Raw genomic sequence first — 23,151 nt, forward strand, 5'->3', positions numbered from 1 at the left:
TCATGCGTTAGCGCTGCCGAAAAAGGCATCGATTTCCCCTGCGTAAGGCATCAGGAAATCCGATGTAACCCTTGACGAAATCTCATGATTGCGCCCAAACTCATGCACGCTGACGAGGGGCAACCCCCGTCGCTCAAATCGTCCCGGCCGCAAGAGCCGGAAGAGAACGCCCGGAACCGGGCGGAAAATCAGGAAGAGGTAATCATGAAAAAAACCGTTTTTCTTGGCGCGCTGACCGTGGCCGGTCTGGCTGCGGGCGCTTCGGCTGCAGCCACGCTTGATGACGTCAAGGCTCGTGGCAAGCTGAACTGTGGCGTCGCCACTGGCGTGCCCGGCTTCGCCGCCCCGGATGCAAATGGCCGTTGGGAAGGGTTCGACGTTTCGGTCTGCCGCGCCGTCGCCGCAGCCGTTCTGGGCGATTCGGACGCCGTGGAATTCGTGCCGACCACCGGCAAGACGCGCTTCACCGCGCTGTCCTCGGGTGAAATCGACATGCTGGCCCGCAACACCACCTGGACCCTGTCGCGCGACGTGGACCTGAAGTTCACCTTCGTGGGTGTCAACTACTACGACGGTCAGGGCTTCATGGTGCCCAAGGATCTGGGCGTCTCGTCGGCCAAGGAACTGGACGGCGCCACCGTCTGCATCCAGACCGGCACCACCACCGAACTGAACCTGGCCGAGTTCTTCCGCGCCAACAACATGAGCTACGAGCCGGTCCCGATCGAGACCCAGGCCGAAGCGCTGCAGCAGTACAATGCCGGCGCCTGTGACGTCTACACCACCGACGCCTCGGGTCTGGCCGCTGCCCGTTCGACCTTCGAGGATCCGACCTCCTCGGTCATCCTGCCCGAAATCATCTCGAAAGAGCCGCTGGGCCCGCTGGTCCGTCACGGCGACAACGAGTGGGGCGACATCGTGCGCTGGACGCTCAATGCGCTGATCGCTGCCGAGGAATTCGGCATCACCTCGACCAACATCGGTGAACTGTCCGCCGCGGCCGGCGACAACCCGGAGGTCAACCGCCTGCTGGGCACCGAAGGCAACCTGGGCGAGATGCTCGGCCTGGACGCCGGTTGGGCCAAGGCCGCGATCATGTCGGGTGGCAACTACGGCGAAGTGTTCGAAAAGAACATCGGCGAGAACACCCCGATCGGCCTGGCGCGTGGTCTGAACGCGCAGTGGCGTGACGGCGGCCTGATCTACTCGCCGCCCTTCCGCTAAGCACATCAGGAAGGGGCGCGGCAACAACCGCGCCCCTTTCCAATTTACCAATGAGCCCTGACGGCAGCCGAAAACGGCGCCAGAAAAACAGATCGGGGCCTTACGGGGAATGTCCTATATGACAACGATGACCGACCCTCATCACCAGGGCGGGTTCAAGCTGTCGATGCTTATCTATGACAGCCGCTACCGCTCGATAACAATCCAGATCGTCGCCTTGATCGGGTTCTTGACCCTGATCGGCTGGCTGATCAACAACACCGGCCAGAACCTCGCCGACCTGGGCAAGGAGCCCAGCTTCGGCTTCATGACCGAAGGTGCCGGATACGACATCAACCAACGCCTGCTGGACTATACCAGCACCGACACGCACCTGCGCGCTTCCTTCCTGGGGCTGCTGAATACGCTGCTCGTGGCCGTCATGGGCTGTATCACCGCGACGGTGATCGGCGTGATGGTCGGGGTGGCCCGGCTGTCGCACAACTGGATCATCTCGCGCCTGATGGCCTTCTATGTCGAGATGTTCCGAAATGTGCCGGTCCTGCTCTGGATCGTGCTGGCAATGGCGGTCATGATCGAAAGCATGCCCAGCCCGCGGGCCTTCCGGGGCGAAGACCCGGCCGCAACGATGAGCCTGTTCGACACGGTGGCCTTTACCAATCGGGGCGTTTACGTGCCCGAACCGCTGTTTTCCAATAGCCTGGGCAACATTCACCTGTTCGGCACCAGCTCGCTGCGCTTCGACGTGAGCCTCGACCTGATCGTGTTTCTGGTGGTCTTCATCGGCGGGCTCCTGATCAGCCGGATGATCGGCAAGCGCGCCAATGCGACCCAGGAAAAGACCGGGGTTCGCCCAACCGTCTGGCACATCCGCCTGGCCGTCGTCGCGGTGCCGACCCTGACTGTGCTCTGGGCACTGGGTTTCTACCTGGGCTACCCCGAGCTGAAAGGCTTCAATTTCGCGGGCGGCACCCACATGCGCAACTCGCTGATCGCGCTCTGGCTGGCCCTGTCGCTTTATACCGCGGCCTTCATCGCGGAAATCGTGCGCGCCGGGATCCTCGCGATCTCCAAGGGCCAGACCGAGGCGGCCTCCGCCCTCGGCCTGCGTCCGCGCCGCACCATGTCGCTGGTGATCCTGCCGCAGGCCCTGCGGGTGATCATCCCGCCGCTGATTTCCAACTACCTGAACCTGACCAAGAACAGCTCGCTGGCCATCGCCGTAGGGTACATGGACATCACCGGCACGCTCGGCGGCATCACCATGAACCAGACCGGGCGCGAGCTGGAGGCGATCCTGCTTCTGATGCTGGTCTACCTGTCCATCTCGCTGACCATCTCGGCGGTGATGAACTGGTACAACAATTCCGTGAAACTGAAGGAGCGCTGATATGTCCGACCTGCACTTCGTCCGCTCCGAAATGCTGCCCGAACGGGCGCCGCCCGCCTCGACCGTCGGGGTCGTGGGCTGGATGAGCGAAAACCTGTTCAACGGCATCGTGAACTCGACCCTGACCATTTTGTCCGTGGCGTTCATCGTCTGGGCGGTCATGGGGTTCCTGGGCTGGGCAATCTCGCCAACCTGGGCCGCGGCCAACCTGCGTGACTGCCAGGAAATCGTCGCCGGTCATGAAGGCGCCTGCTGGGGCGTGATTCGCGACCGCTGGAAGCAGCTTCTGTTCGGCTTCTACCCGCAAGAGCTCTACTGGCGCCCGATCCTCAGCTTCGTGCTGCTGTTCATCGCGCTGATCCCGGTGCTCTTTGCCATGATCTCACGCCGCATGAACTGGTTCCTGCTGCTGGCCGTGCTGGCCATCGGCGCCCTTCAGGTGGGCGGCACGCTGGGCGTTGCCCTGGCCGTGGTCCTGGCCGCAGGTGCCGCTTTCGTCGGCTTCCAGATGGTCACGACCAACAAGGCCGACCGGGCCGAACAGATCGCGGCCGGGGCGAAACGCCTGCCGAACCCGCTGATTTTCTCGGTGCTCTACCCGTTCATTGCGCCATGGCTTCTGTGGGGCGGCTCGTTCTGGCTGCCGATCGTCGCGCTCCTGGGCTTTGTCCTGGGCTGGGCGGCCATGCGGCTGACCGCCGGTGTGATCGGTACGCTGGGGGCCACCATCCTGGCCTTCGTGGTGCCGGTGCTGTGGTGGCTCTTTGCCGCCGCCGGTTTCGCGGATGTGGCCCATGGCATCCTGCCGATGGGGATCGAGGCGGTGGAAAGCCGCCTGTTCGGAGGCATGCTCCTGTCGCTCACGATCGGGGTCGTGGCGATCTCGATCTCGCTGCCGATCGGCATCGTTCTGGCGCTGGGCCGTCAGTCCGACCTGATGATCGTCAAGGCGCTGTGTGTGGGGTTCATCGAGTTCATCCGCGGCGTGCCGCTGATCACGCTGCTGTTCGTGGCCTCGACGCTCCTGAACATCTTCATGCCAAAAGGCACCAACTTCGACATCATCCTGCGCGTCATCATCATGGCGACCCTGTTTGCCTCGGCCTATATGGCCGAAGTGATCCGGGGCGGGCTCGCGGCGCTGCCGCGCGGTCAGTACGAGGCGGCGGATGCCCTGGGTCTGGATTACTGGAAGGCGCAACGGCTGATCATCATGCCGCAGGCGCTGAAGATCTCGATCCCCGGCATCGTGTCCACCTTCATCGGCCTGTTCAAGGACACCACGCTGGTGTCGATCATCGGCCTTCTGGACCCGCTGGGCCTGTCGAACACCATCCGTGCCCACACGGACTGGGTTGGCATCTACTGGGAACTCTTCGCGGTCATCGCGCTGATGTTCTTCGTTTTCTGCTTCTCCATGTCCCGTTACTCGATGTATCTGGAGCGCCGTCTGCGCACCGATCACCGTTAAGAGGAGAGACCTGATATGTCTTCCATCGAACTCGAAACCCACGCAGACCGTTCCAAGATGTCCGTCTCGGACGAGGTCGCGATTGAAATCTCCGGCATGAACAAGTGGTATGGCAACTTCCACGTTCTGCGGGACATCAACCTGACCGTCAATCAGGGCGAACGCATCGTCATCGCGGGGCCCTCCGGGTCCGGCAAGTCGACGCTCATTCGCTGCATCAACCGGCTGGAGGAACACCAGGAGGGCTCGATCATCGTTGATGGGACCGAGCTGACGTCGGACCTCAAGAATGTCGACAAGGTGCGCTCCGAGGTTGGTATGGTGTTTCAGCACTTCAACCTGTTTCCGCATCTGACCATCCTGGAAAACTGCACGCTGGCGCCGATCTGGGTGCGCAAGACCCCCCGCAAGGAGGCCGAGGAAACCGCGATGCATTTCCTCGAAAAGGTCAAGATCCCCGAACAGGCGTTGAAGTACCCGGGCCAGCTTTCGGGTGGTCAGCAGCAGCGCGTGGCGATTGCCCGCTCGCTCTGCATGATGCCGCGCATCATGCTGTTCGACGAACCCACCTCGGCGCTCGACCCCGAGATGATCAAGGAAGTGCTCGAAACCATGGTGGAGCTGGCGGAAGAGGGCATGACCATGCTCTGCGTCACCCACGAAATGGGCTTCGCCAAGGAGGTCGCCAACCGCGTGATCTTCATGGACGCGGGCCAGATCGTCGAACAGAACGAACCCGAGGAGTTCTTCAACAACCCGCAGTCGGAGCGCACCAAACTGTTCTTGTCCCAGATCCTCTGATCTGTGACGCATTGCGAAAGACCGGAAAGCCCCGCCGAAGTTGCGGGGCTTTTCCTTTGCTACGAGCGAAGCGAAGTTGCGATTCCGGCACGGCCGCAGGCCGGGCCACGCCTGACCCTCCCCACGGGAGGGCGTATTGCGACGTTTCAACACCCATGCAGGTCAGCCCCTTTTGCGCCGCCTCTCGCCACACACCCGTTCCGAAACGCCCACCCAGGGTCGGGCGTGGCCCGGCCTGCTCCCACTTCCCCCAAGATTCCAGTTGAAGCAGTCCCCAAAACCGCGCAGAACCACCCCCACAACCCACAGCCTCGGAGCCACCCCATGTCCGCAAAACGCATCGTCATGTCCAGCGACCACGCCGCCATCGAGCTGCGCCAGGCGCTGGCCGCCCATATCGCCACCCTGGGTTACGAGGTCGAGGATATCGGCCCGACCAGCTCCGAGAGCACCCACTATCCCGACCACGGGGCTGCCGCTGCGCGCAAGGTGGCGGGTGGCGAGGCCGACCTCGGCGTGATCCTTTGCGGCACCGGTCAGGGCATCATGATGGCCGCCAACAAGATTCCCGGCATTCGCTGCGGTGTCTGTTCGGATGCGTTTTCCGCCCGCATGATCCGCGCCCACAACAATGCAAACATACTGTCGCTGGGCGCCCGCGTGATTGGCGAAGGCCTGGCCATCGACATCGTCGAGGCCTACCTGGGTGCCGAATTCGAAGGCGGCCGCCACGGCACCCGCGTCGACATGATTACCGCGCTGGAGGGCTGAGCTTCCCGCGAAGGCATCAGCAAAGCGCGCGTCGAAACTCCGGCGCGCGCCTTTTGTTTGGGGGGCAGCCCCTCAGATCAGGTCGCGCGGGACGATGAAATCCACCACCTTGCCCGAGCCCCAGGTCACGTCCGACCAGTCGGCAACGGCGAAGTCGATGACCGAGGTGGCGCCGGTCGGGTAATGCTGGAACCGCCCGTCACTCGGCACCTGATTCACCAGCGCCTGCGCCATGTAGGCGCTGCCCGGGTTGTGGGCGATCATCATTACCACGTCCTGGTCGGCCCGTTTCAGAGCGGAAAGCAGTTGTTCGGGTTCGGCCAGATAGAGCGCGTCCAGATACTCCGCCCTGGGCGGAGCCACCAGCTTGTCGGCGATCTTTGCCCAGGTCTCGCGTGTGCGTTCGGCGGTCGAGATCAGCACCTGCTCCGGCTCATACCCGTGTGTCGCCAGCCACCGCCCGATCGCCTTGGCGCTGGCCCGTCCACGCTTGTTCAGCGGGCGCTCCCTGTCCGCCATCATCGGGTCGGACCAGGAGGACTTGGCATGGCGGGTCAGGATAAGGCGCAGGGTCATGTCTTGTGAAAAGCTCGCATGTGAAAGTGGGATTGTTGCGGCAACCTGCCATAACTCTCGCTGACGGGGCAAGCGCGCCGTGCCGCACAGCCATGCGTCATGCAGTCCTGCCCCGGTGCAGTGTCCAGAAATGCATGGCATTTTCCCGTGTCGTAGAGCCTGGCCGACAGGGCCGCGACCGGGCAGGCGGTCCGGCAGGGCTTGTCCTCGCAACGGGTGCAGGGGTTGGGGCCGGTCCCGGGCAGCGCGGCCAGGCCGGGCAGGCGCACCGCGCCGCGATAGCTGACCATCAGCCCGGCGCGGTCGTGCACCAGCATCGCCACCGGCGAGGGCCAGGCCCGGCCGCTCTTGCGTGCCCAGCGAAAGAACGGTGGATAGGGCGGCCCGTCCGAGGGGAACACCGCCGTGCCCCCCCAGGCCGCGGCCAGCGCGCCGATCACCCGTTTCGACCAGCGGTCCAGCGGGTCGGGCGCGCCATCCAGATACTCGGCCGAGGCGCTGAACACGGCCCAGAACCCCTGCTCGTGCGGGCCCAGCAGAACCACCGTCTCGCCCTCGTCATGCAGCGCGCCGAACAGCTCCAGCTGCGCTGTCTCCGGCGCCGGGGTCAGTCTTTCATGAAGGGGAGCTTCAAGCTCCAGCCCAGCCGCGTCGGTCTCTCGTCCTGCCATTGAAGCCCTATCACCATACCGTCATGCCCGCCCTCGGGCTGATCCCTGTAGGTGCCGAATATGCGATCCCAGATCGAAAGCGCAAAGCCATAATTGCTGTCGGCCTCGTAACGATGCACCGAATGGTGCACCCGGTGCATGTCCGGTGTGACCAGCACCTGCCTGAGCACGCGATCCAGCCCCGGCGGCAGGCGCAGATTGGCATGGTTGAACATGGCCGAGCCGTTCAGGATCACCTCGAACAACACAACGCCCCAGGCCGGCGCGCCGATCGCATAGACCACGCCGATCTTGATCAGCATCGAGGCGGCGATTTCCACAGGATGGAACCTGAGCGCGGTGGTCACGTCAAAATCCCGGTCCGCATGGTGTACCCGGTGCAGCCGCCACAGCCAGGGCAGCTTGTGGAACCCGACATGCTGCGCCCAGATCGCCAGATCCAGCGCCAGAACCGCCAGCACGATGGCGGCCCAGCCGGGCAGGGCAAACTGGTTCAAAAGCCCCCAGCCCTGTGCCTCGGCATCCAGGGCCGCGCCCACCGCCAGCAGCGGCAGAAAGATCGCCATGGCCCGCGCGGTCAACACGCCCAGAACGACAATCACCAGGTTGGTTGGCCAGCGCCGGGCGCGGTCGTAGACCCGGGCGCGACGCGGGGCATAGGCTTCCAATGCCGCAAACAGGGCAAACAGGCCCAGAAAGGCGCTCAGGCGGATGGCGGCTTCATATTCCATTCGTCAAATATATCTGCCCACAGGGCGGGGGCAACTCACGAATGGGTCAGGAGGCTCAGGCGCGGATCAGCGAGCCCGCACCGTGATCGGTGTACAGTTCCAGCAGACAGGCGTTGGGCGCCCGTCCGTCCAGGATGACCACCGCGCGTACGCCACCATCCAGCGCGGCCAGCGCGGTTTCGGTCTTGGGGATCATGCCGCCGGCAATCACGCCCGAAGCGGTCATGTCACGGACCTGCTGCGGGGTCATCTGGGTCAGAACCTCGCCCTTCTCGTTCTTCACGCCTTCGACATCGGTCAGCAGCAGCAGGCGGTCGGCCTTCAGCGCGGCGGCAATCGCCCCCGCCGCCGTGTCACCGTTGATGTTGAAGGTCTCGCCATTGCGGCCTGCGCCCAGGGGGGCGATGACCGGGATGATCTCGTCCTCGGCCAGGGCTTTCAGCACATCCACATCAACCTCGGACGGGGTGCCGACGAAGCCCAGATCCGGGTTGGTCTGCTCGCAGGTGATCAGGTTGGCGTCCTTCCCCGACAGGCCCACCGCCTTGCCGCCCTCGGCGTTGATCGCCTGCACGATACGCTTGTTGACGCGGCCGGACAGGACCATCTCGACCACTTCGACCGTTGCCTCGTCGGTGACACGCTTGCCGTTCACCCAGTCGCTTTCCACGCCCAGCCTGCCCAGCATCGCGTTGATCATCGGCCCGCCGCCATGCACCACCACCGGGTTCACGCCGACATGGCGCATCAGCACGATGTCGCGGGCAAAGCTCGCCATCTCTTCATCGTTGCCCATGGCGTTGCCGCCGAACTTGATGACCACCGTCGCGCCGGCATAGCGCTGGAGGTAGGGCAGGGCTTGGCTCAGGGTGCGGGCGGTGGCGATCCAATCGCGGTTCATCTTTTGCGTCTTCATGGTCCGTAAGTCCTCGTTCCACCCGTGTTACGCGGTTGGGGGCAGGGTGCCAAGGGGCATTGCGCCCGCCTGACGGAGTGTTAGGGTCGCCGCAACGGGAGGTGCGCCATGAGCGACGATCGCAAGACCCTGCTTCTGACCGGCGCGAGCCGCGGCATCGGCCATGCCACCGTACGTCGGTTCAATCGCGAAGGCTGGCGCGTGATCACCTGTTCGCGCCACCCCTTTCCCGAAGAATGCCCCTGGGGCGGTGGCCGGGCCGATCACGTGCAGCTGGACCTGTCCGACCCGGCCGACACGATCAACGCGGTCGAGCTGATCCGTGACAAGCTCGACGGGCGGCTGGATGCGCTGGTGAACAATGCGGGCGTTTCGCCGAAAGGGCCCAACGGCGAGCGGCTGAATACGCTCAACACCGACCTGATGGATTGGGGCAAGGTCTTTCACGTGAACTTCTTCGCCTCTGTCGTGCTGGCCCGCGGGCTGCAGGAGGAGCTTGCGGCGGCCAGGGGATCGGTCGTCAACGTGACCTCCATCGCGGGGTCGCGCGTGCACCCGTTCGCGGGGGCGGCCTATGCCACCTCCAAGGCCGCGCTGGCTGCCCTGACCCGCGAGATGGCCCATGATTTCGGTCCGCTCGGGGTGCGCGTGAACGCCATCGCGCCGGGCGAGGTCGAGACCTCGATCCTGTCGCCGGGGACCGAGAAGATCGTCGCCAAACTGCCGATGCAGCGTCTCGGTCAGCCCGCGGAGGTCGCCGATGCGATCTACTACCTCTGCTCGGATCAGTCCTCGTATATCTCCGGCGCCGAGATCGAGGTGAACGGCGCGCAGCACGTGTGAGGGTGCCCGGACTTGTCCGGAACTCCGGCCCGTTCAGCGGGACTCCGTTCCACTGGAACGAAGTCTGTCCCGCTTCACTCTTCGCGGAAAACGGGCGTCAAACGTTAAACTTCCGCTTTGGGCGCCTTTAAAGAGTTTAAAACCGGCTCTCCCCGGCCCTTAAACTCCTTAACGTTTCGCTCAATCCAGCCCGGCGATGATCGCGCGCAGGGTTTCGATCCCCTGGCCCTTTTCCGAGCTTGTCAGCACCAGCTCCGGATAGGCCGCCGGGTGTTTCGACAGCTTCTCGCGCACCTGGGTCAGCACCTTGGCCCGGTCGTTCTCCTTGACCTTGTCGGTCTTGGTCATCACCACCTGGAATGTCACCGCGGCCTTGTCCAGCAGGGTCATGATTTCTTCGTCTACCGCCTTGATTCCATGTCGGGAATCGACCAGCACGAAGGCCCGGCGCAGGTTCTGACGACCGGACAGGTAGGCTTTCAGAAGGCGCTGCCATTTTTCGACCACCGCCACCGGGGCATTGGCAAAACCATAGCCCGGCAGGTCGACCAGATAGGGGCCGCCGGTGGTGGTGAAAAAGTTGATCTCCTGTGTGCGGCCCGGCGTATTAGAGGCGCGAGCCAACCGGTTTCGGTTTGTCAAAGCATTGATAAGGCTAGATTTTCCGACATTTGAACGCCCGGCGAAACAGACCTCAATCCGGTCCGGCACAGGCAGCCCATCCATCGCGACGACGCCTTTCAGGAACTCCGTTTGTGCTGCAAACAGCTTGCGCCCCGCTTCGCGGGACACATCATCTGGTGTCTCTGCTTCGGGAAACGGCAACATCATGACAAAATCTCCACCGGGTCGTTTTTCTGGACCTCGCCACTACGCACCACCTCGGCATAGACGCCAAACTTCTGATGCCCCCAGCCGGTCATCAGTGCCCCGAGCGTATCCGCATCCCGCTCTCCGCTCCGGGTCGAGGCGGTCGTTGCCAGGCAGCGTACGATCTCTTCACGTAGCTGCAAGACGGCCCCGCCCAGCTTGATCCGCTTGCCGATCCATCTGCGTTCCGCCCAGGGTTCCAGCCCCTCCAGAACGAGGTTCCCACGCCAGCGAAGGATCGAGATTTCGCGTCCGATACGTTCGGCTACCTGAGCGTGTGATGCGGCGTTAAGTATTGAAATTGAAGGATAATCCGTGTCCGTCATGCCGCGATCTTCAACCCGCAGAACACGCTCGGGCAGGGCACGGTCGGTGGGGCTGATCGGTTTTACCCAGTCAATGAACCGCGCCTCGTCCGCCGCGTCATCGGGGTTGATCGTAATCTCGTCCCGCTCCGGGTGGGTGAGTGTCACGGTGCCATCCGCCGGCGTGCTGCGGGCGCTGATCGCCTGCAATTTCGGCGCCTTAGCCCCGCGCGAGAAATTCTGACAGGGCGCCCATTCGGCCCCATCCGCCTTTGCCGCGTCATGGGCCACCGCCCAGCGGCGGTCCCAGGGCATCGTGCGCCCCTCACGCAGGGTGACACGGGCGAGGCTTTCCCGCCCGTGCGACTTTATTGGGTGTCGCCAGATCTCCGCGACGCGCGCGGTCATTCCGTGCCCTTCGGTTTTCGCTTGAAGCCCTTGAGAATGTTGCCAAAAACGTCAGGCTTGTGGCCGTGGCTTCGCATGATTGCGTATTGCTGGGTGAAGGTGATCGTGTTGTTCGCAATCCAGTAAATCACCAGTCCGCTGGCGAAGGTGCCCAGCATAAACATGAACACCCAGGGCATCCAGGCAAAGATCATTGCCTGGGTCGCGTCGGTGGGCGCCGGGTTCAGCTTCTGCTGCAGCCACATCGAGATACCCAGCAGGATCGGCAGGATGCCCAGGCTGATAAAGCCCAGTGCGCCAAGCTCCGGCACCGCCCAGGGCAGGGCGCCAAACAGGTTCAAAATCGAGCTGGGGTCCGGCGCGCTGAGGTCGCGGATCCAGCCCACCCAGGGGGCGTGGCGCAGTTCGAGCGTGACGAAGATCACCTTGTAAAGGCTGAAGAAAATTGGGATCTGCAGAAGGATGGGCAGACAGCCCGAGGCGGGATTGACCTTTTCCTTCTTGTACAGCGCCATCATCTCCTGCTGGAGCTTGGACTTGTCCTCGCCGGCCTTCTCCTTGATCTTCTCCATCTCCGGCTGCAGCTCGCGCATCTTCGCCATCGAGACATAGGATTTCCAGGCCAGCGGCAGGAGCAGCGCCTTGATGATCAGGGTCAGCCCGATGATCGCCCAGCCCATGTTGCCGATGATGCCGTTCAGCCAGTGCAGCACGGCAAAGATCGGCTTGGTCAGGAAGAAGAACAAGCCCCAGTCGATCGAGTCGAGGAAGCGGTAAATGCCACCCTCGTTCTGGTAGGTGCGAATGGCTTCCCATTCCTTCGCGCCGGCAAACAGTTGCGTGGTCACTTCGGCGCTTGCGCCAGCGGCCAGGTCAATCGTGGGCAGGCGAATCTGGGTCTGGTATTGGTCGCGCGGTTCCGAATAGCGCACGGCGGCGTTGAACTTCTGGCCCGGGGCCGGGATCAGGCTGGTCATCCAATAATGGTCGGTAAAACCGATCCAGCCGTTTTCCTCAACCGCAAGGATGTCCGCACGGGCGCCTTCGCGGTCGTCATAGGCCAGGTCGGCGGCGTCATCATAGTCGAGCTCCTCCAGCTCGGTGTCGCCCTGGCGGATGATGCCCTCGTGCAGGATGAAAAACCCCTTCAGGTCCTCCGGTTGGCCGTGGCGGGCCAACACACCGTAAGGGGCCATGCGTTGGGCCGCGTCGCCGGTGTTCTCGACCGACTGGGTAATGGTGAAGAGGAACTTGTCATCCACCGCGATGGTGCGGCGGAAGATCATGCCGTTGCCATTGTCCCATTTCAGAGTCACGGGGCTGCCGGGGGTCAGGGTCTCACCCTGTTCGACGGTCCAGATCGTGTTCTGGCCGGGCACGTCCTCGGCAGCGGTCTGCCCGCCGGGCACCCAGCCATAGAGCGCGTAATAGGCCTGGGCCTGGCCTTGCGCGCGCAGCAGGGTGACGATGGGCGAATTCTCGGACAGATCCTCGCGGTAGCCTTTCAGGGACAGGTCGTCGAAACGGCCGCCTAGGAGCGAGATCGTGCCAGACAGGGCGGGTGTGTCGATCTCGACCCGACCCACTTCGGCTGCTTCCGCAATGTCCTGGGTGTCCGGCGCGGCGGTGCCGGTTCCCTCTGCGGGGGGCACGATGCCTGCCTCGGATTGTGGAATTGCCGGAGCGGCGGGCGGTGTTGCCGGTTCCGGCGGAAACAGGAACGTCCAGGTGCCGATCACCAGGAGGCTCAGCACCATTGCCAGGATCAGGTTCTTGTTCTGGTCATCCATGTCGCGCCCATGCCCTCGTCTGTTCAGGTCAGGGAGGTTCAACAGGGCAGGCGGGCAAACGTCAAGCGATTTTAGGGGTAAACGCCCGCTTCACGCGGGGTTTGGCCGGAGAAAGTGCTTATCCGGCCTGCCGCGGCAGAATTGCGGTCCTGGAAAGTTTAAGCTGATGTTCGGAAATCCAGCCGAAGGTCAGGTCAAGCGGCATGGGGCGGGCGATGGAATAGCCCTGCACGTGGCCGCAGCCGAGCTGGGCCAGCATTGCGTGTTCGCCATGCGATTCCACCCCTTCGGCCAGGGTGTCCAGGTTCAGCCGTTCCGCCATGGTCAGGATCGCGGCGACCATGTTCTGCTGGTCCCGGTCGGTGTCCACATGGGTCACGAAACTGCGATCAATCTTGATCCTGTTCACGTCGAACCGCCGGATATTCGCGATTGAGGCGTGGCCGGTGCCGAAATCGTCCAGGTCGATGGGGCAGCCCAACTTGGCAAGCGCGGCAATGTTGCGCGTTGTGATATCGTCTTCGGACTGGGCGACTACGTTTTCCAATACCTCAGCGGTCAGGCGCTTGGGATCGATGTCGAACCGATCGAGCTCCCAACGGACCTTGTCGAAAAGCGTGGGGTTACGCAGCTCTTCGGGCGAGAAATTCACCGCGACCCCGGGCACGGCCAGCCCGGCCTTGTCCCACTCGACCAGGGCGCTCAACGTGCGGAACAGCATGACCTCCCCCAGCCGGTCCATCAGCCCGGCCCGGGCGATCATCGGCAGGAAGGTCGCGGGTGCCACATGGCCCTTTTCGGGATGGTCCCAGCGGGCGAGTGCTTCGAAGCCGGTCAATTCACCCGTGTCGGTGGAGACCTGTGGCTGGAACCAGGGCGTGATCTGTCCGGTTTCCAGCGCCTCGGCAAGATCGTCATGGTCCCCTCGTTCCAGCGGGGCCTGACCCCGCATGCCGAACGTATAGGCCCGAATCGCGCCGGGCCCGCCCTTGCGGGCTTCAGTCAAGGCAGCCTGTGCGGCGGCGAGCATGCCGGCGGGCGTCGGATCCTCGACCCGCGTGGGGAGGGAAAATCCGATCGAGGCGGTGGTCAACACGCGGGTGCCATCCACGGCGATCGGGTCGCTCAGGCAGGCCTGGAGGCGCACGGCGAGCTGGATCATTGCCTCAAGGTCCAGCCGACGTTTCTTTTCAATCAGGATGCCGAAGCAGCCAATGTCCAGGGACGCAACCACATCGGAATCACGCATCGCCGTGCACAGCCGGTCCGCGCTGCGTTGCATGACGGTTTCGGCCACCGGCGCACCGTGTTGTGTGCGAATGGCGCAAAGGTCGTCGAGCGCGACCACCAGGCAGGCGAAGTGTCCGTCCCCCTCGACAATACCGGTGATCGCCGATGGTCCCGGAAGGCCGGTTATCGAATCCTCACCGGGGTCCGGCCTGTCATTGTGGCGCGACAGGATGTTGGACAGGGCGAAAAGCGCGGGCAGAAGCAGGGCCAGGATCAGAAGCAGCCCTTCGCCCCCGTACCAGAAGGCGCCGAGCGTGAGCGCGGGAATGAAGGCCGCTAGCTGGGGCCCGACCAGCATCGTGCGCAGGAGTTCTTTCAGCTGTTTCCCCTTCGGGCCGGCGTTGGTGGCAGCCATGCGCCTGTTCCTTCCGATCAGCGGGTACAAGGACCCGATTCACGCTCCACCCTAGGAACGGAAGGGAAACAGATCGTTAATCGACACGGAGAAAACGGGTCTAATTGTCCGTTTCTGCAGCGTTAGGTCGGGTCAAGCCCATGAAATCGAACAGGTTTTCATCCAGCAAATGGCTGGGCCGCGCATTCATCAGAGCCCGGAACATGACTTGGCGGCGACCGGGAGAATTGGCTTCCCACCCGTCGAGAATCGCCTTGACCTGCTGGCGTTGAAGCCCGTCCTGCGAGCCGCAGAGATCGCAGGGAATGATCGGATAGTTCATCTGGGCGGCAAACTTCTCGCAGTCGGCCTCGGCCACGTGTGCAAGCGGGCGATAGACGAAAAGATCGCCTTCCTCGTTGACCAATTTCGGCGGCATGGTGGCGAGGCGGCCGCCGTGAAAGAGGTTCATGAAGAAGGTTTCGAGGATATCGTCACGGTGGTGGCCCAGGACCACGGCGGAGCAGCCCTCCTCGCGCGCGATTCGATAGAGGTTGCCGCGTCTGAGGCGTGAGCAGAGCGAGCAGTAGGTGCGCCCTTGGGGCACCTTGTCCATGACGATCGAGAACGTGTCTTCATATTCGATCCGGTGCGGAACCTGCATCTTTTCCAGAAACTCGGGAAGCACGGTGGCCGGGAAGCCCGGCTGGCCCTGATCGAGGTTGCAGGCAAGGAGGTCGACCGGCAGAAGACCGCGCCATTTCAGCTCATGCAACACGGCCAGCATCGTGTAGCTGTCCTTGCCGCCGGACAGGCAGACGAGCCATCTGGCCCCGCGTTCGATCATGCCGTACTGGTCCACGGCCTCGCGCACCTGGCGCACGATGCGCTTGCGCAGCTTCTTGAACCCGGTGGTCGAGGGCGCGCCGTGAAACAGCGGGTGGATATCGTCTAGGTCGTCCAGCATGGTCGCGCAAATAGGTGATTTGTGCCCTGCGGGCAAGGGGCAGCGCGACTGGGGAGCGGCGATGGGGTACGGGGCAATTGGTGTCCGAGTGAATTTGTCGAATTGACCCGGATGGAGGAAGCCGGCAAGCTTCGCAAAACGGGAGATGGCTCAATGAAACTCGTATATGCGGTGCTTGCCAGCCTGATGGTGGCGCTATCCGCCCGGGCAGAGGGCGTGGTACTGGATATGAGCCGTGACGTGGGCCCCGGCGAACAGGTGGTGGATCAGATCACCGATCCCGGCGCGACCGCGGCGACGGGCATGTTCAGCTTCAGACCCTCGGTGCTGCGTATCCAGCCGGGCGACAGGATGGTGGTTCTGAACAGTACCGGGGCGCACACCGTCCATTCCGTGCCTCAGCTCTGGCCTGCGGATCGCGACCCGGTGAAGATCTCGAATGCCAAACGTGTCGAGGTCGCGTTTGATGCGCCGGGCATCTACGGGTTCCGCTGCGCGCGCCATGGGCTTTACGGCATGACCTTGCTGGTCGTGGTCGGTGATGGTCTCGGGATCACCGACATTTCCGACGAGATCGAGGCGATGCACGCAGGGCCCAGGGAGAAGGCGGCGTTTCGGCAACTGTTTCAGGACTATCTGAACGGGCAATAGGACCGGATTGGCCCGGAGCGTGCTGGCCCCCGGGGCCGGTCTTCGAGTTCGGGTGGCCACGTGGCTGTGGTCGGCGGGTCAGTCGTGATCGCAGGCGTCGTGCTGTTCGCCGGGTTTGCCGGGCACCGGGTCATAGCCGGACCCGCCCAGGGGGTGGCAGCGCCCGATGCGGCGAATGGTCAGCCAGCCGCCCTTGATCGCGCCGTGTTTCTCCAACGCTTCCAGCGCGTAGGCCGAGCAGGTCGGCTGGTAGCGGCAGCCATGGCCGACCCAGGGCGAGAACAGCAGCCGGTAAGCGCGCACCGGCAGGGCGGCGATATGGGCAAGCGGAGTCATTTCGGGCCGTGGACCTTTCGAAGGGTGCGGATCAGGTCCGCCTCCAGCTCCATATAGTCACGCGATGCCGTCGCGCCAGCGCGGCCGATCAGCACATAGTCCCAGCCGGGCTGGCCATGGGCGGGCAGGATGGCGCGGGCAATGGCGCGCAGGCGGCGCTTGGCACGGTTGCGCGCGACCGCGTTTCCGACCTTCTTCGAACAGGTAAAGCCGACGCGGGTCAGGTCGTCCTTGTCGCGCCGGTTGCGGGCCTGCAGCAGAAAGGCGGGCGCCGGGGCCTTGGCCGCGCGGGCGCAGGCCAGGAAGTCCGGGCGTTTGGTCAGGGTCTCGATACGGGTGGTGGTCATCCTGGTCCCTTCGCGGCGGCTCGGCACAAGGCCCACCCCTCTCGACGTCCAGACACACGGAAACCGCCGGAGGCCAAGGCGACCTCCGGCGGTTTCGCGTAACAAACCATCGTGGCGCTTACGCGCTCAGCGACTTGCGGCCCCGGGCGCGACGCGCGTTCAGGATCTTGCGGCCGGCTTTGGTGGCCATGCGCGAGCGGAAGCCGTGACGGCGTTTGCGAACCAGGTTCGAGGGTTGGTAGGTGCGTTTCATCGCCCGTCTCCGTCCAAGGCCCAGAATCCCGGTGGATTCGGAGCATGTGTCATTCGAAGCCCGGTCTATAGGCGGCAATCGCACCCAAGTCAAACACCCCGTGAAAGAAAATCGTGGCCTTTGTTACAGAATCCGGAGCTTTTCGCAGCAAATTCTCACCCGCGATCAAGCGGGCGTGAGGAGGCTGGGAATGCGGCCGTGAAGCGGTCATGTTGGCTGCACCCACAGACGAGAAAGTCCATGACCGAAATGACCACTCCGACAGGCGCCGAGGCGTACCCGATCCTGAAACGCCTGCCGCTTATCACCATCCTGAGTGTGGCCGTCATCGGGGCCTTTACCCTGCGCGACTACCTCAGCTTCGAGATGCTGGCAGCGAATCGGGAGGCGCTTCTGGGGTTTCGGGATGCGAACTACCTTCTGACGGTACTGGTCTTTGTGCTGGCCTATGTGGTGATCGTCGCCTTCTCGTTGCCCGGGGCGACCATCGCGACCCTGACGGGGGGCTTCCTGTTCGCGACCTTCCCCGGCGTGCTGTTCAACATGACCGGCGCGACCCTGGGCGCCATTGCCATTTTTCTTGCCGCCCGCTGGGGGCTGGGGGATCGGCTGGCGGACAGGATGGAGCATTCCGACGGCGCGGTGAAACGGATCAAGGAGGGGATCGACGAGAACCAGTGGTCGGTCCTGTTCATGATCCGGCTGGTGCCCGCGGTGCCTTTCTTCATCGCGAACCTGATTCCGGCCTTCGTCGGCGTGCCGCTGCACCGGTTCGCCATCTCGACCTTCCTGGGCATCATACCGGGCGGGCTGGTCTATACCTCGGTCGGTGCCGGGTTGGGTGAGGTCTTTGCCCGCGGCGAAGCCCCGGACCTGGGCGTGATCTTCGAGCCGCACGTGCTTTTGCCGATTCTCGGCCTGGCGGGGCTGGCCGCCCTGCCCATGGTTCTGAAACTTGTCAGGAAAGGTGCGTAGAATGGAGCGCATCAAGGCAGATGTCTGCGTCATCGGCGCGGGAGCCGGAGGCCTGTCGGTGGCTGCGGGGGCGGTGCAGATGGGGGCCTCGGTGGTCCTGCTGGAGGGCCACAGGATGGGCGGGGATTGCCTGAACTTCGGCTGCGTGCCCTCGAAGGCGCTGCTGCACGCCGGGCGCGTGGGGATGGGGTGGCAGGCGGCGCATGACCATGTGCGCCAGGCTATTGCCACCATCGAACCCCATGACAGTCAGGACCGTTTCGAAGGGCTGGGCGTGCGCGTCATTCGCGAATTCGGCCAGTTCATCAACCCCACCGAGGTGCAGGCAGGGGGCCATGTGATCCAGGCCCGGCGTTTCGTGATCTCGACCGGGTCGCGGCCCTTCGTGCCGCCGATCCCGGGGCTGGACGGCGTGCCCTTCGAGACCAACGAGACAATATTCGACCTGGAAAAACCGCCCAGGCACCTGTTGATCATCGGTGGCGGGCCGATCGGGCTGGAATTGGCCGAGGCGCACCACGCTCTGGGTTGCGAGGTCACGGTGATCGAAGGGCTGACGGCGCTGGGCAAGGATGACCCGGAGCTGGCGGCGGTGGTGCTGGCCAGCCTGCGTGGCCGGGGCATCGCCATCGAGGAAGGAGCCATGGCCAAGGAGGTGCGCAGCAAGGCCGGAGCGGTCGAGGTCGAGGCGCAGGACGGGCGTATCTTCAAGGGCACGCACCTGCTGGTCGCCGTTGGGCGGCAGGCGAATACCGACGGTTTGAATATCGAAGTTGCCGGGATCGAGCCCACCCGCAGCGGGCTGAAGGTGGATGCGGGTCTGCGCACGACGAACCGCAGGGTCTATGCGATCGGTGACGTGGCAGGCGGGCTGCAATTCACCCATGTTGCCGGGTACCATGCCGGGATCATCATCAAGTCGATGCTCTTCGGTCTGCCGTCAAAGGCCAGGACGCATCACATTCCCTGGGCCACCTATACCAGCCCGGAACTGGCGCAGGTCGGGCTGACCGAGGCCGAGGCTCGCAAGGCGCATGGGGATGGCGTCGAAGAGGTGCGTTTCGACTTCGCCGGAAATGACCGGGCGATTGCCACCGGCCAGACCCGGGGCATGGTCAAGGCGATGGTGGTCAGGGGCAGGCCGGTCGGAGTCTCCATCGTCGGACCCGGTGCGGGGGAACTGATCAACTTCTGGGCCATGGTCATCGCGAACAGGCTGAAGATGTCCAATGTCGCCGCCATGGTCGCGCCCTACCCGACAATGGGCGAGATCAACAAGCGCGTCGCCGGCGCCTATTACTCGCCGCGTCTGTTTGACAATCCCAGGGTGAAGCGCATTGTGGGACTTGTGCAACGATTGATCCCCTGAAGGCGCGACCGGCCATGCTGAATACCCTTTCGGGACGTTTCCTGATCTTGACCACCGCCTTCGTGATGCTGGCGGAGGTGCTGATCTTTGTGCCCTCGGTCGCGCGGTATCGCGAGGACTACCTGCGCGCGCGGCTGGAGCGGGCGCAGATCGCCTCGCTGGCGCTGCTGGCCGAGGACATGATCGACCCCTCGCTGGAAGCTGAGCTTCTGGAAAACGCGGAGGTGTTCAACGTGGTGCTGCGCCGTGACGAGGCGCGCGAGCTGATGCTGGCCTCGACCCTGCCCGGGCCGGTGGCGACCACGTTCGATCTGCGCATGAGCAGCCCCTGGAGCCTGATCCGCGATGCGATGACGCGCCTGGCCGAGCCCGAGGACCAGGTGATCCGCGTCATCGGTGATCCGGTGCGCATGGGCGGGCTGGTGATCGAGGTCACGATGGCGTCGGGGCCGCTGAGGGCCTCGATGATCGACTATGGGCGCAATATCTTCCTGTTGTCGCTGGTGATCTCGGTCTTTACCGCGGTGCTCCTGTTCCTTGCGGTCCGGCGCCTGATGGTGCGGCCGATCAAGGGCGTGGTGGGGCATATGGCCTCCTATGCGGCCGCGCCCGAGGATGCGCGGACGATCATCGAACCCTCGGCCGGCGTGACCGAGCTGCGCGAGGCCGAAGAGGCGCTCAAGACCATGCAGACGCATCTGACCCACTCGCTGAAACAGAAGGAGCGCCTGGCCCAGCTGGGCGGCGCCGTGGCGCGGATCAGCCATGACCTGCGCAATATCCTGACGACCGCGCAGCTGTTTGCCGACCGGATGGAGATGAGCGAGGATCCGGGCGTCAAACGCGCCGCGCCGAAGCTGGTCAACTCGATCACCCGCGCGGTGAACCTCTGCGAGAGCACCCTGGCCTTTGGCAAGGCCGAGGAACCGGCGCCGATGCTGATGCGCGTGGTGCTGGCCGAGCTGGTGGGCGAGGTCTTTGACAGTGAACGCCTGGCCGTGGGGGAGCATGATATCTCCTACGGCGAAGACATCCCGGCCGACATGATGGTGCGCGCGGATCCCGAACAGATCTACCGCGTTCTGGGCAACCTCGTGCGCAATGCCCGCCAGGCGATCATCGCGTCGGGCAAACCGGGCGAGATCGTACTGGAAGGGTCGGAAAACGAGATGGAGTGGACCATTCGCGTTCAGGACACCGGGCCGGGCCTGCCTGCCAAGGCGAAGGAGCTTCTGTTCCAACCCTTCGCCAGCACCAACCGGCGTGGTGGCACGGGGCTGGGCCTGGCCATCGCTGCAGAACTGGTGCGTGGCCACGGCGGACGGTTGGATCTGGAGCGGACCGGCCCCGACGGAACGGTCTTCGCCATTCACCTGCCCAAGGGGGTGGAAACCCTTGCGCCATGAGCGGTGCGGGCCGTGAAATTCACTCTTCCAGAAAAATCTCGCCCCAACGTATTTTTCCCGTTTTCTCTCTTGCGCGCCCAGAAGGGTGAGTCTATACCCCGCCTCCACGGACCGATAGCTCAGCTGGATAGAGTACCTGACTACGAATCAGGGGGTCGGGGGTTCGAATCCTCCTCGGTCCGCCAGAGATTTCAAAGGCTTAGCAGTAAGATGCTAAGCCTTTTTCTTTTCTCAGTCTCTTTTTAGTCACTTTAAAAACATAGAAAAGTTCGAGATACAGAGCTGACAAGCGCGGAAATCCTTTGTAGCCGGGGACACGGTGACAAGGGGCAGGGTGAAGATCCGACATGAAGTCCATCGCCGAGTCAGCGTTCATGCCGTCCGCCTCGGATAGGCCGGAGTGGTGCTGGCAGGCACGCCCCCGTTTCGGGCTACTTGTCCGGATCGACAGCCTTCTTCGCCACCCTCGAATGCGAGTTGCTCGACTGCCGCAAGTTCACGGACAAGGCCCGCTTCGCTTCCTTCGAGTTCATCGAAGGTTGGTACAACCCCTCTCGCCGTCATTTGGCTTTGGGATATAAGTCCCCCATCAACTACGAAAGGACCGCCGCTGAAGGATTGGAATATCTAAGCCCATAAGCCAGCAATATTGGAGCCCGCTTCATTGAGGTGCCCCTAGATTTGTAGACGCTTTGCCCCCTAATTTTGAGGCAAGGAGGCCGACATGGGGACAAGCAATTACAGCGACGAGTTCAAGCGGGACGCGGTGCATCAGATAACGGTGCGGGGGTACCCTGTTCGGGAGGTTTCCCGGCGTTTGGGCGTGAGCACGCATTCTCTGTACAAGTGGAAGAAGCTGTTCGCCGAGCCAACACCGAAGCCCGGCGTGGACCATGAAGCCGAGAACCGGCGTTTGAAGCGGGAGCTGGCGCGGGTCACCGAGGAGTGCGACATCCTAAAAAAGGCAACGGTGTACTTCGCGCGAGGGTCCCAATGAAGTACGCCTTTATCCGGGAGCATCGCGGTGAGTTCAGCATCCGGGCCATGTGCCGGGTTCTGCGGGTGCATTTCAGTGGCTTCTACGCATGGGTTAAGGAACCGTTAAGCCACCGTGCGCAGGAAGACATCCGCCAGACCGAGCTGATCCGGCAAGCATGGGCTGACAGCGGCAAGGTCTACGGCTACCGCAAACTGACGGATGATCTGCGTGACCAGGGCGAACGCATCTCCGAGAACCGGGTTGCCCGGCTGGCGTCGCTGGCCGGGATCGCCGCGCAGGTTGGCTACAGGCGCCGACCCGGCCGTTATGGCGGCAAGCCTGCCATCGTGGCTGAGAACAGGCTGGAACAGAGGTTCGAGGCATCAGCTCCCGATCAGGTCTGGGTGACCGACATCACCTATATCAAGACCCATGAGGGCTGGTTGTATCTCTGTGTCGTCATCGACTTGTTCTCACGCCGCGTCGTCGGTTGGTCGGCCCAGTCCCGGATGACGACCGACCTCGCGCTGCAGGCCCTGCTGATGGCCGTGTGGCGGCGAAAGCCCGACGGCCGGGTCACGGTGCACTCAGACCAGGGCTCCCAATTCACCAGCCGGGAATGGCAGACATTTCTCTGCCAACACAATCTGGAACCCAGCATGAGCAGACGCGGAAATTGCCACGACAATGCCGTCGCCGAGAGCTTCTTCCAACTGCTGAAACGGGAACGGATAAGGCGGCACACTTATCCGACCCGCGACGAAGCCAGAAGGGATGTGTTCGACTACATCGAGATGTTCTACAACCCGAAACGAAAGCACACGAACAACGGTATGCTGTCGCCCGTTGACTTCGAAATCAGACAGCGGAAATCGAACCAGGCAGGTGTCTAAGAAACCAGGGGCACCTCACCCTTTGTCAGAGAGTGATAGCTTCCGCACCGCCAAGTCGGTCAGTTTGAGTTTCATCTTAGTCTCTTTTTAGTCACATAATTCGCGCGCATTTGGGTGGATTTCTATGAGAATGCATGTTCATGCCATTGCTCTAATATGCTGAGTAATATAGATAAATTGTTCATCTATGAGAAGCGATATTTTGGGCTGAAATTTGACTACGAATCAGGGGGTCGGGGGGTCGAATCCTCCTCGGTCCGCCACTTTCACCTTAAAATATCAAGATGTTGCGAGCCGCGTCGAATGGCGCGGCTTTCGAATTAAGAGGTCGCTTGAGCGAGCAATCGGAGCGGCACGAAAGCGTGACAGGTCCTGACATTGCTGTGCAATGCCCTGCCGGGTAATGGATCAACATATTTGTCGAGCGGCGCTGGCGCACCCTGAAATGTAAGCGGTGCGTCGTTCACACGGTTTTGGCGTAGTTCCAGGGCAATAGCTCGTTGATGTTATTTTGTTTGTGTCCCTGTGCGATGGCAGTGAGAACGGCTGACAGATAGGCGTGCGGTTCGATACCGTTGAGTTTG

24 protein-coding genes, 1 tRNA gene and 1 pseudogene are annotated in these 23,151 nt (G+C 63.1%); 13 read left to right on the top strand and 13 right to left on the bottom strand.

Going from position 1 to position 23,151, the window contains the following annotated elements:
• Positions 1-204: 204 nt before the first annotated feature.
• From Q1V43_RS13580 to rpiB, 5 genes are all read left to right on the top strand, one after another.
• Positions 205-1,224, top strand: a complete 1,020-nt coding sequence (locus Q1V43_RS13580) for an amino acid ABC transporter substrate-binding protein (RefSeq protein WP_300518982.1) — start codon at positions 205-207, stop codon at positions 1,222-1,224.
• A gap of 118 nt (positions 1,225-1,342) precedes the next feature.
• Positions 1,343-2,614 (top strand): ABC transporter permease subunit, encoded by a 1,272-nt coding sequence (locus Q1V43_RS13585; RefSeq protein ID WP_300518985.1) that lies wholly within the window; start codon positions 1,343-1,345, stop codon positions 2,612-2,614.
• Between the two features lies 1 nt (position 2,615).
• Positions 2,616-4,085: an amino acid ABC transporter permease gene (locus tag Q1V43_RS13590; protein WP_300518988.1), complete on the top strand. Its 1,470-nt coding sequence runs from the start codon at positions 2,616-2,618 to the stop codon at positions 4,083-4,085.
• Positions 4,086-4,100: 15 nt separating this feature from the next.
• Positions 4,101-4,886 (top strand): amino acid ABC transporter ATP-binding protein, encoded by a 786-nt coding sequence (locus Q1V43_RS13595; RefSeq protein WP_300518991.1) that lies wholly within the window; start codon positions 4,101-4,103, stop codon positions 4,884-4,886.
• Positions 4,887-5,210: 324 nt separating this feature from the next.
• On the top strand, positions 5,211-5,657 hold the full coding sequence (gene rpiB, locus Q1V43_RS13600) for a ribose 5-phosphate isomerase B (protein ID WP_300518994.1): 447 nt from the start codon (positions 5,211-5,213) through the stop codon (positions 5,655-5,657).
• A 72-nt stretch (positions 5,658-5,729) separates the two neighbouring features.
• Here the strand turns inward: rpiB and Q1V43_RS13605 are convergent, their stop codons facing one another.
• Genes Q1V43_RS13605 through argB form a run of 4 tightly spaced genes read right to left on the bottom strand, consistent with a single transcriptional unit; the run spans position 5,730 to position 8,551 of the window.
• Complete coding sequence (locus tag Q1V43_RS13605) at positions 5,730-6,233, bottom strand: histidine phosphatase family protein (RefSeq protein ID WP_300518996.1); 504 nt, start codon at positions 6,231-6,233, stop codon at positions 5,730-5,732.
• Positions 6,230-6,904, bottom strand: coding sequence for a ferredoxin (locus Q1V43_RS13610; protein WP_300518999.1), 675 nt, complete (start codon positions 6,902-6,904; stop codon positions 6,230-6,232). Before Q1V43_RS13610 ends, Q1V43_RS13605 begins: the two co-directional genes overlap by 4 nt.
• Positions 6,841-7,635, bottom strand: coding sequence for a sterol desaturase family protein (locus tag Q1V43_RS13615; protein ID WP_300519002.1), 795 nt, complete (start codon positions 7,633-7,635; stop codon positions 6,841-6,843). Before Q1V43_RS13615 ends, Q1V43_RS13610 begins: the two co-directional genes overlap by 64 nt.
• Positions 7,636-7,690: 55 nt before the next feature.
• Complete coding sequence (gene argB / locus Q1V43_RS13620) at positions 7,691-8,551, bottom strand: acetylglutamate kinase (protein ID WP_300519005.1); 861 nt, start codon at positions 8,549-8,551, stop codon at positions 7,691-7,693.
• Between the two features lie 108 nt (positions 8,552-8,659).
• Between argB and Q1V43_RS13625 the strand changes: the two genes are divergently transcribed.
• Positions 8,660-9,394 (top strand): SDR family oxidoreductase, encoded by a 735-nt coding sequence (locus tag Q1V43_RS13625; RefSeq protein WP_300519007.1) that lies wholly within the window; start codon positions 8,660-8,662, stop codon positions 9,392-9,394.
• Between the two features lie 180 nt (positions 9,395-9,574).
• On the opposite strand, the gene yihA is transcribed toward Q1V43_RS13625, so the two are convergent.
• From yihA to ttcA, 5 genes are all read right to left on the bottom strand, one after another.
• A complete protein-coding gene (gene yihA, locus Q1V43_RS13630; RefSeq protein WP_300519009.1) occupies positions 9,575-10,225 on the bottom strand; it encodes a ribosome biogenesis GTP-binding protein YihA/YsxC in 651 nt (216 codons plus the stop codon).
• Entirely contained in the window at positions 10,222-10,977 is a 756-nt protein-coding gene (locus Q1V43_RS13635; protein WP_300519012.1) for an MOSC N-terminal beta barrel domain-containing protein, read from the bottom strand. The genes yihA and Q1V43_RS13635 overlap by 4 nt, the downstream gene beginning before the upstream one ends.
• Complete coding sequence (gene yidC / locus Q1V43_RS13640; RefSeq protein WP_300519015.1) at positions 10,974-12,767, bottom strand: membrane protein insertase YidC; 1,794 nt, start codon at positions 12,765-12,767, stop codon at positions 10,974-10,976. Before yidC ends, Q1V43_RS13635 begins: the two co-directional genes overlap by 4 nt.
• 118 nt (positions 12,768-12,885) lie before the next feature.
• Positions 12,886-14,412 carry a bifunctional diguanylate cyclase/phosphodiesterase gene (locus Q1V43_RS13645; RefSeq protein WP_300519018.1) on the bottom strand — a complete coding sequence of 509 codons (1,527 nt, stop codon included), beginning with the start codon at positions 14,410-14,412 and terminating at the stop codon, positions 12,886-12,888.
• A gap of 100 nt (positions 14,413-14,512) precedes the next feature.
• Positions 14,513-15,358, bottom strand: coding sequence for a tRNA 2-thiocytidine(32) synthetase TtcA (gene ttcA, locus Q1V43_RS13650; RefSeq protein WP_300519019.1), 846 nt, complete (start codon positions 15,356-15,358; stop codon positions 14,513-14,515).
• Between the two features lie 153 nt (positions 15,359-15,511).
• On the opposite strand from ttcA, the gene Q1V43_RS13655 reads away from it, so the two are divergent.
• A complete protein-coding gene (locus Q1V43_RS13655) occupies positions 15,512-16,009 on the top strand; it encodes a plastocyanin/azurin family copper-binding protein (protein ID WP_300519021.1) in 498 nt (165 codons plus the stop codon).
• Between the two features lie 78 nt (positions 16,010-16,087).
• Here the strand turns inward: Q1V43_RS13655 and yidD are convergent, their stop codons facing one another.
• From yidD to rpmH, 3 genes are all read right to left on the bottom strand, one after another.
• Positions 16,088-16,345 carry a membrane protein insertion efficiency factor YidD gene (gene yidD, locus Q1V43_RS13660; protein ID WP_300519023.1) on the bottom strand — a complete coding sequence of 86 codons (258 nt, stop codon included), beginning with the start codon at positions 16,343-16,345 and terminating at the stop codon, positions 16,088-16,090.
• Positions 16,342-16,692 (bottom strand): ribonuclease P protein component, encoded by a 351-nt coding sequence (gene rnpA, locus Q1V43_RS13665; RefSeq protein ID WP_300519025.1) that lies wholly within the window; start codon positions 16,690-16,692, stop codon positions 16,342-16,344. Before rnpA ends, yidD begins: the two co-directional genes overlap by 4 nt.
• A 118-nt stretch (positions 16,693-16,810) precedes the next feature.
• Positions 16,811-16,945 (bottom strand): 50S ribosomal protein L34, encoded by a 135-nt coding sequence (gene rpmH / locus Q1V43_RS13670; RefSeq protein WP_048599009.1) that lies wholly within the window; start codon positions 16,943-16,945, stop codon positions 16,811-16,813.
• A gap of 249 nt (positions 16,946-17,194) precedes the next feature.
• Between rpmH and Q1V43_RS13675 the strand changes: the two genes are divergently transcribed.
• From Q1V43_RS13675 to Q1V43_RS13700, 6 genes and pseudogenes are all read left to right on the top strand, one after another.
• Positions 17,195-17,920 carry a TVP38/TMEM64 family protein gene (locus Q1V43_RS13675; protein ID WP_300519037.1) on the top strand — a complete coding sequence of 242 codons (726 nt, stop codon included), beginning with the start codon at positions 17,195-17,197 and terminating at the stop codon, positions 17,918-17,920.
• A gap of 1 nt (position 17,921) precedes the next feature.
• Complete coding sequence (locus Q1V43_RS13680; protein WP_300519028.1) at positions 17,922-19,289, top strand: NAD(P)/FAD-dependent oxidoreductase; 1,368 nt, start codon at positions 17,922-17,924, stop codon at positions 19,287-19,289.
• Positions 19,290-19,303: 14 nt separating this feature from the next.
• The gene (locus Q1V43_RS13685) at positions 19,304-20,695 is read left to right on the top strand and encodes a HAMP domain-containing sensor histidine kinase (protein ID WP_300519030.1); all 1,392 of its coding nucleotides are present in this window, start codon (positions 19,304-19,306) and stop codon (positions 20,693-20,695) included.
• 108 nt (positions 20,696-20,803) lie between these two features.
• Positions 20,804-20,880, top strand: a tRNA-Arg gene (locus Q1V43_RS13690).
• 265 nt (positions 20,881-21,145) lie between these two features.
• Positions 21,146-21,334: pseudogene (locus Q1V43_RS13695) on the top strand (IS3 family transposase); the annotation flags it as partial.
• Positions 21,335-21,419: 85 nt separating this feature from the next.
• Positions 21,420-22,567 (top strand): IS3 family transposase gene (locus tag Q1V43_RS13700; RefSeq protein ID WP_300519031.1). Its coding sequence is split into 2 segments (ribosomal slippage): positions 21,420-21,663 and positions 21,663-22,567, totalling 1,149 coding nucleotides; the frame shifts between segments, so codons are not numbered across the junction.
• 463 nt (positions 22,568-23,030) lie between these two features.
• Here the strand turns inward: Q1V43_RS13700 and Q1V43_RS13705 are convergent.
• Positions 23,031-23,151 (bottom strand): transposase domain-containing protein (locus Q1V43_RS13705; protein ID WP_300519040.1); only part of this gene is annotated, 121 nt, incomplete at its 5' end.

Source organism: Aliiroseovarius sp. (assembly GCF_030148435.1).
In the GTDB taxonomy this organism is placed as follows: Bacteria; Pseudomonadota; Alphaproteobacteria; order Rhodobacterales; family Rhodobacteraceae; genus JASBTN01.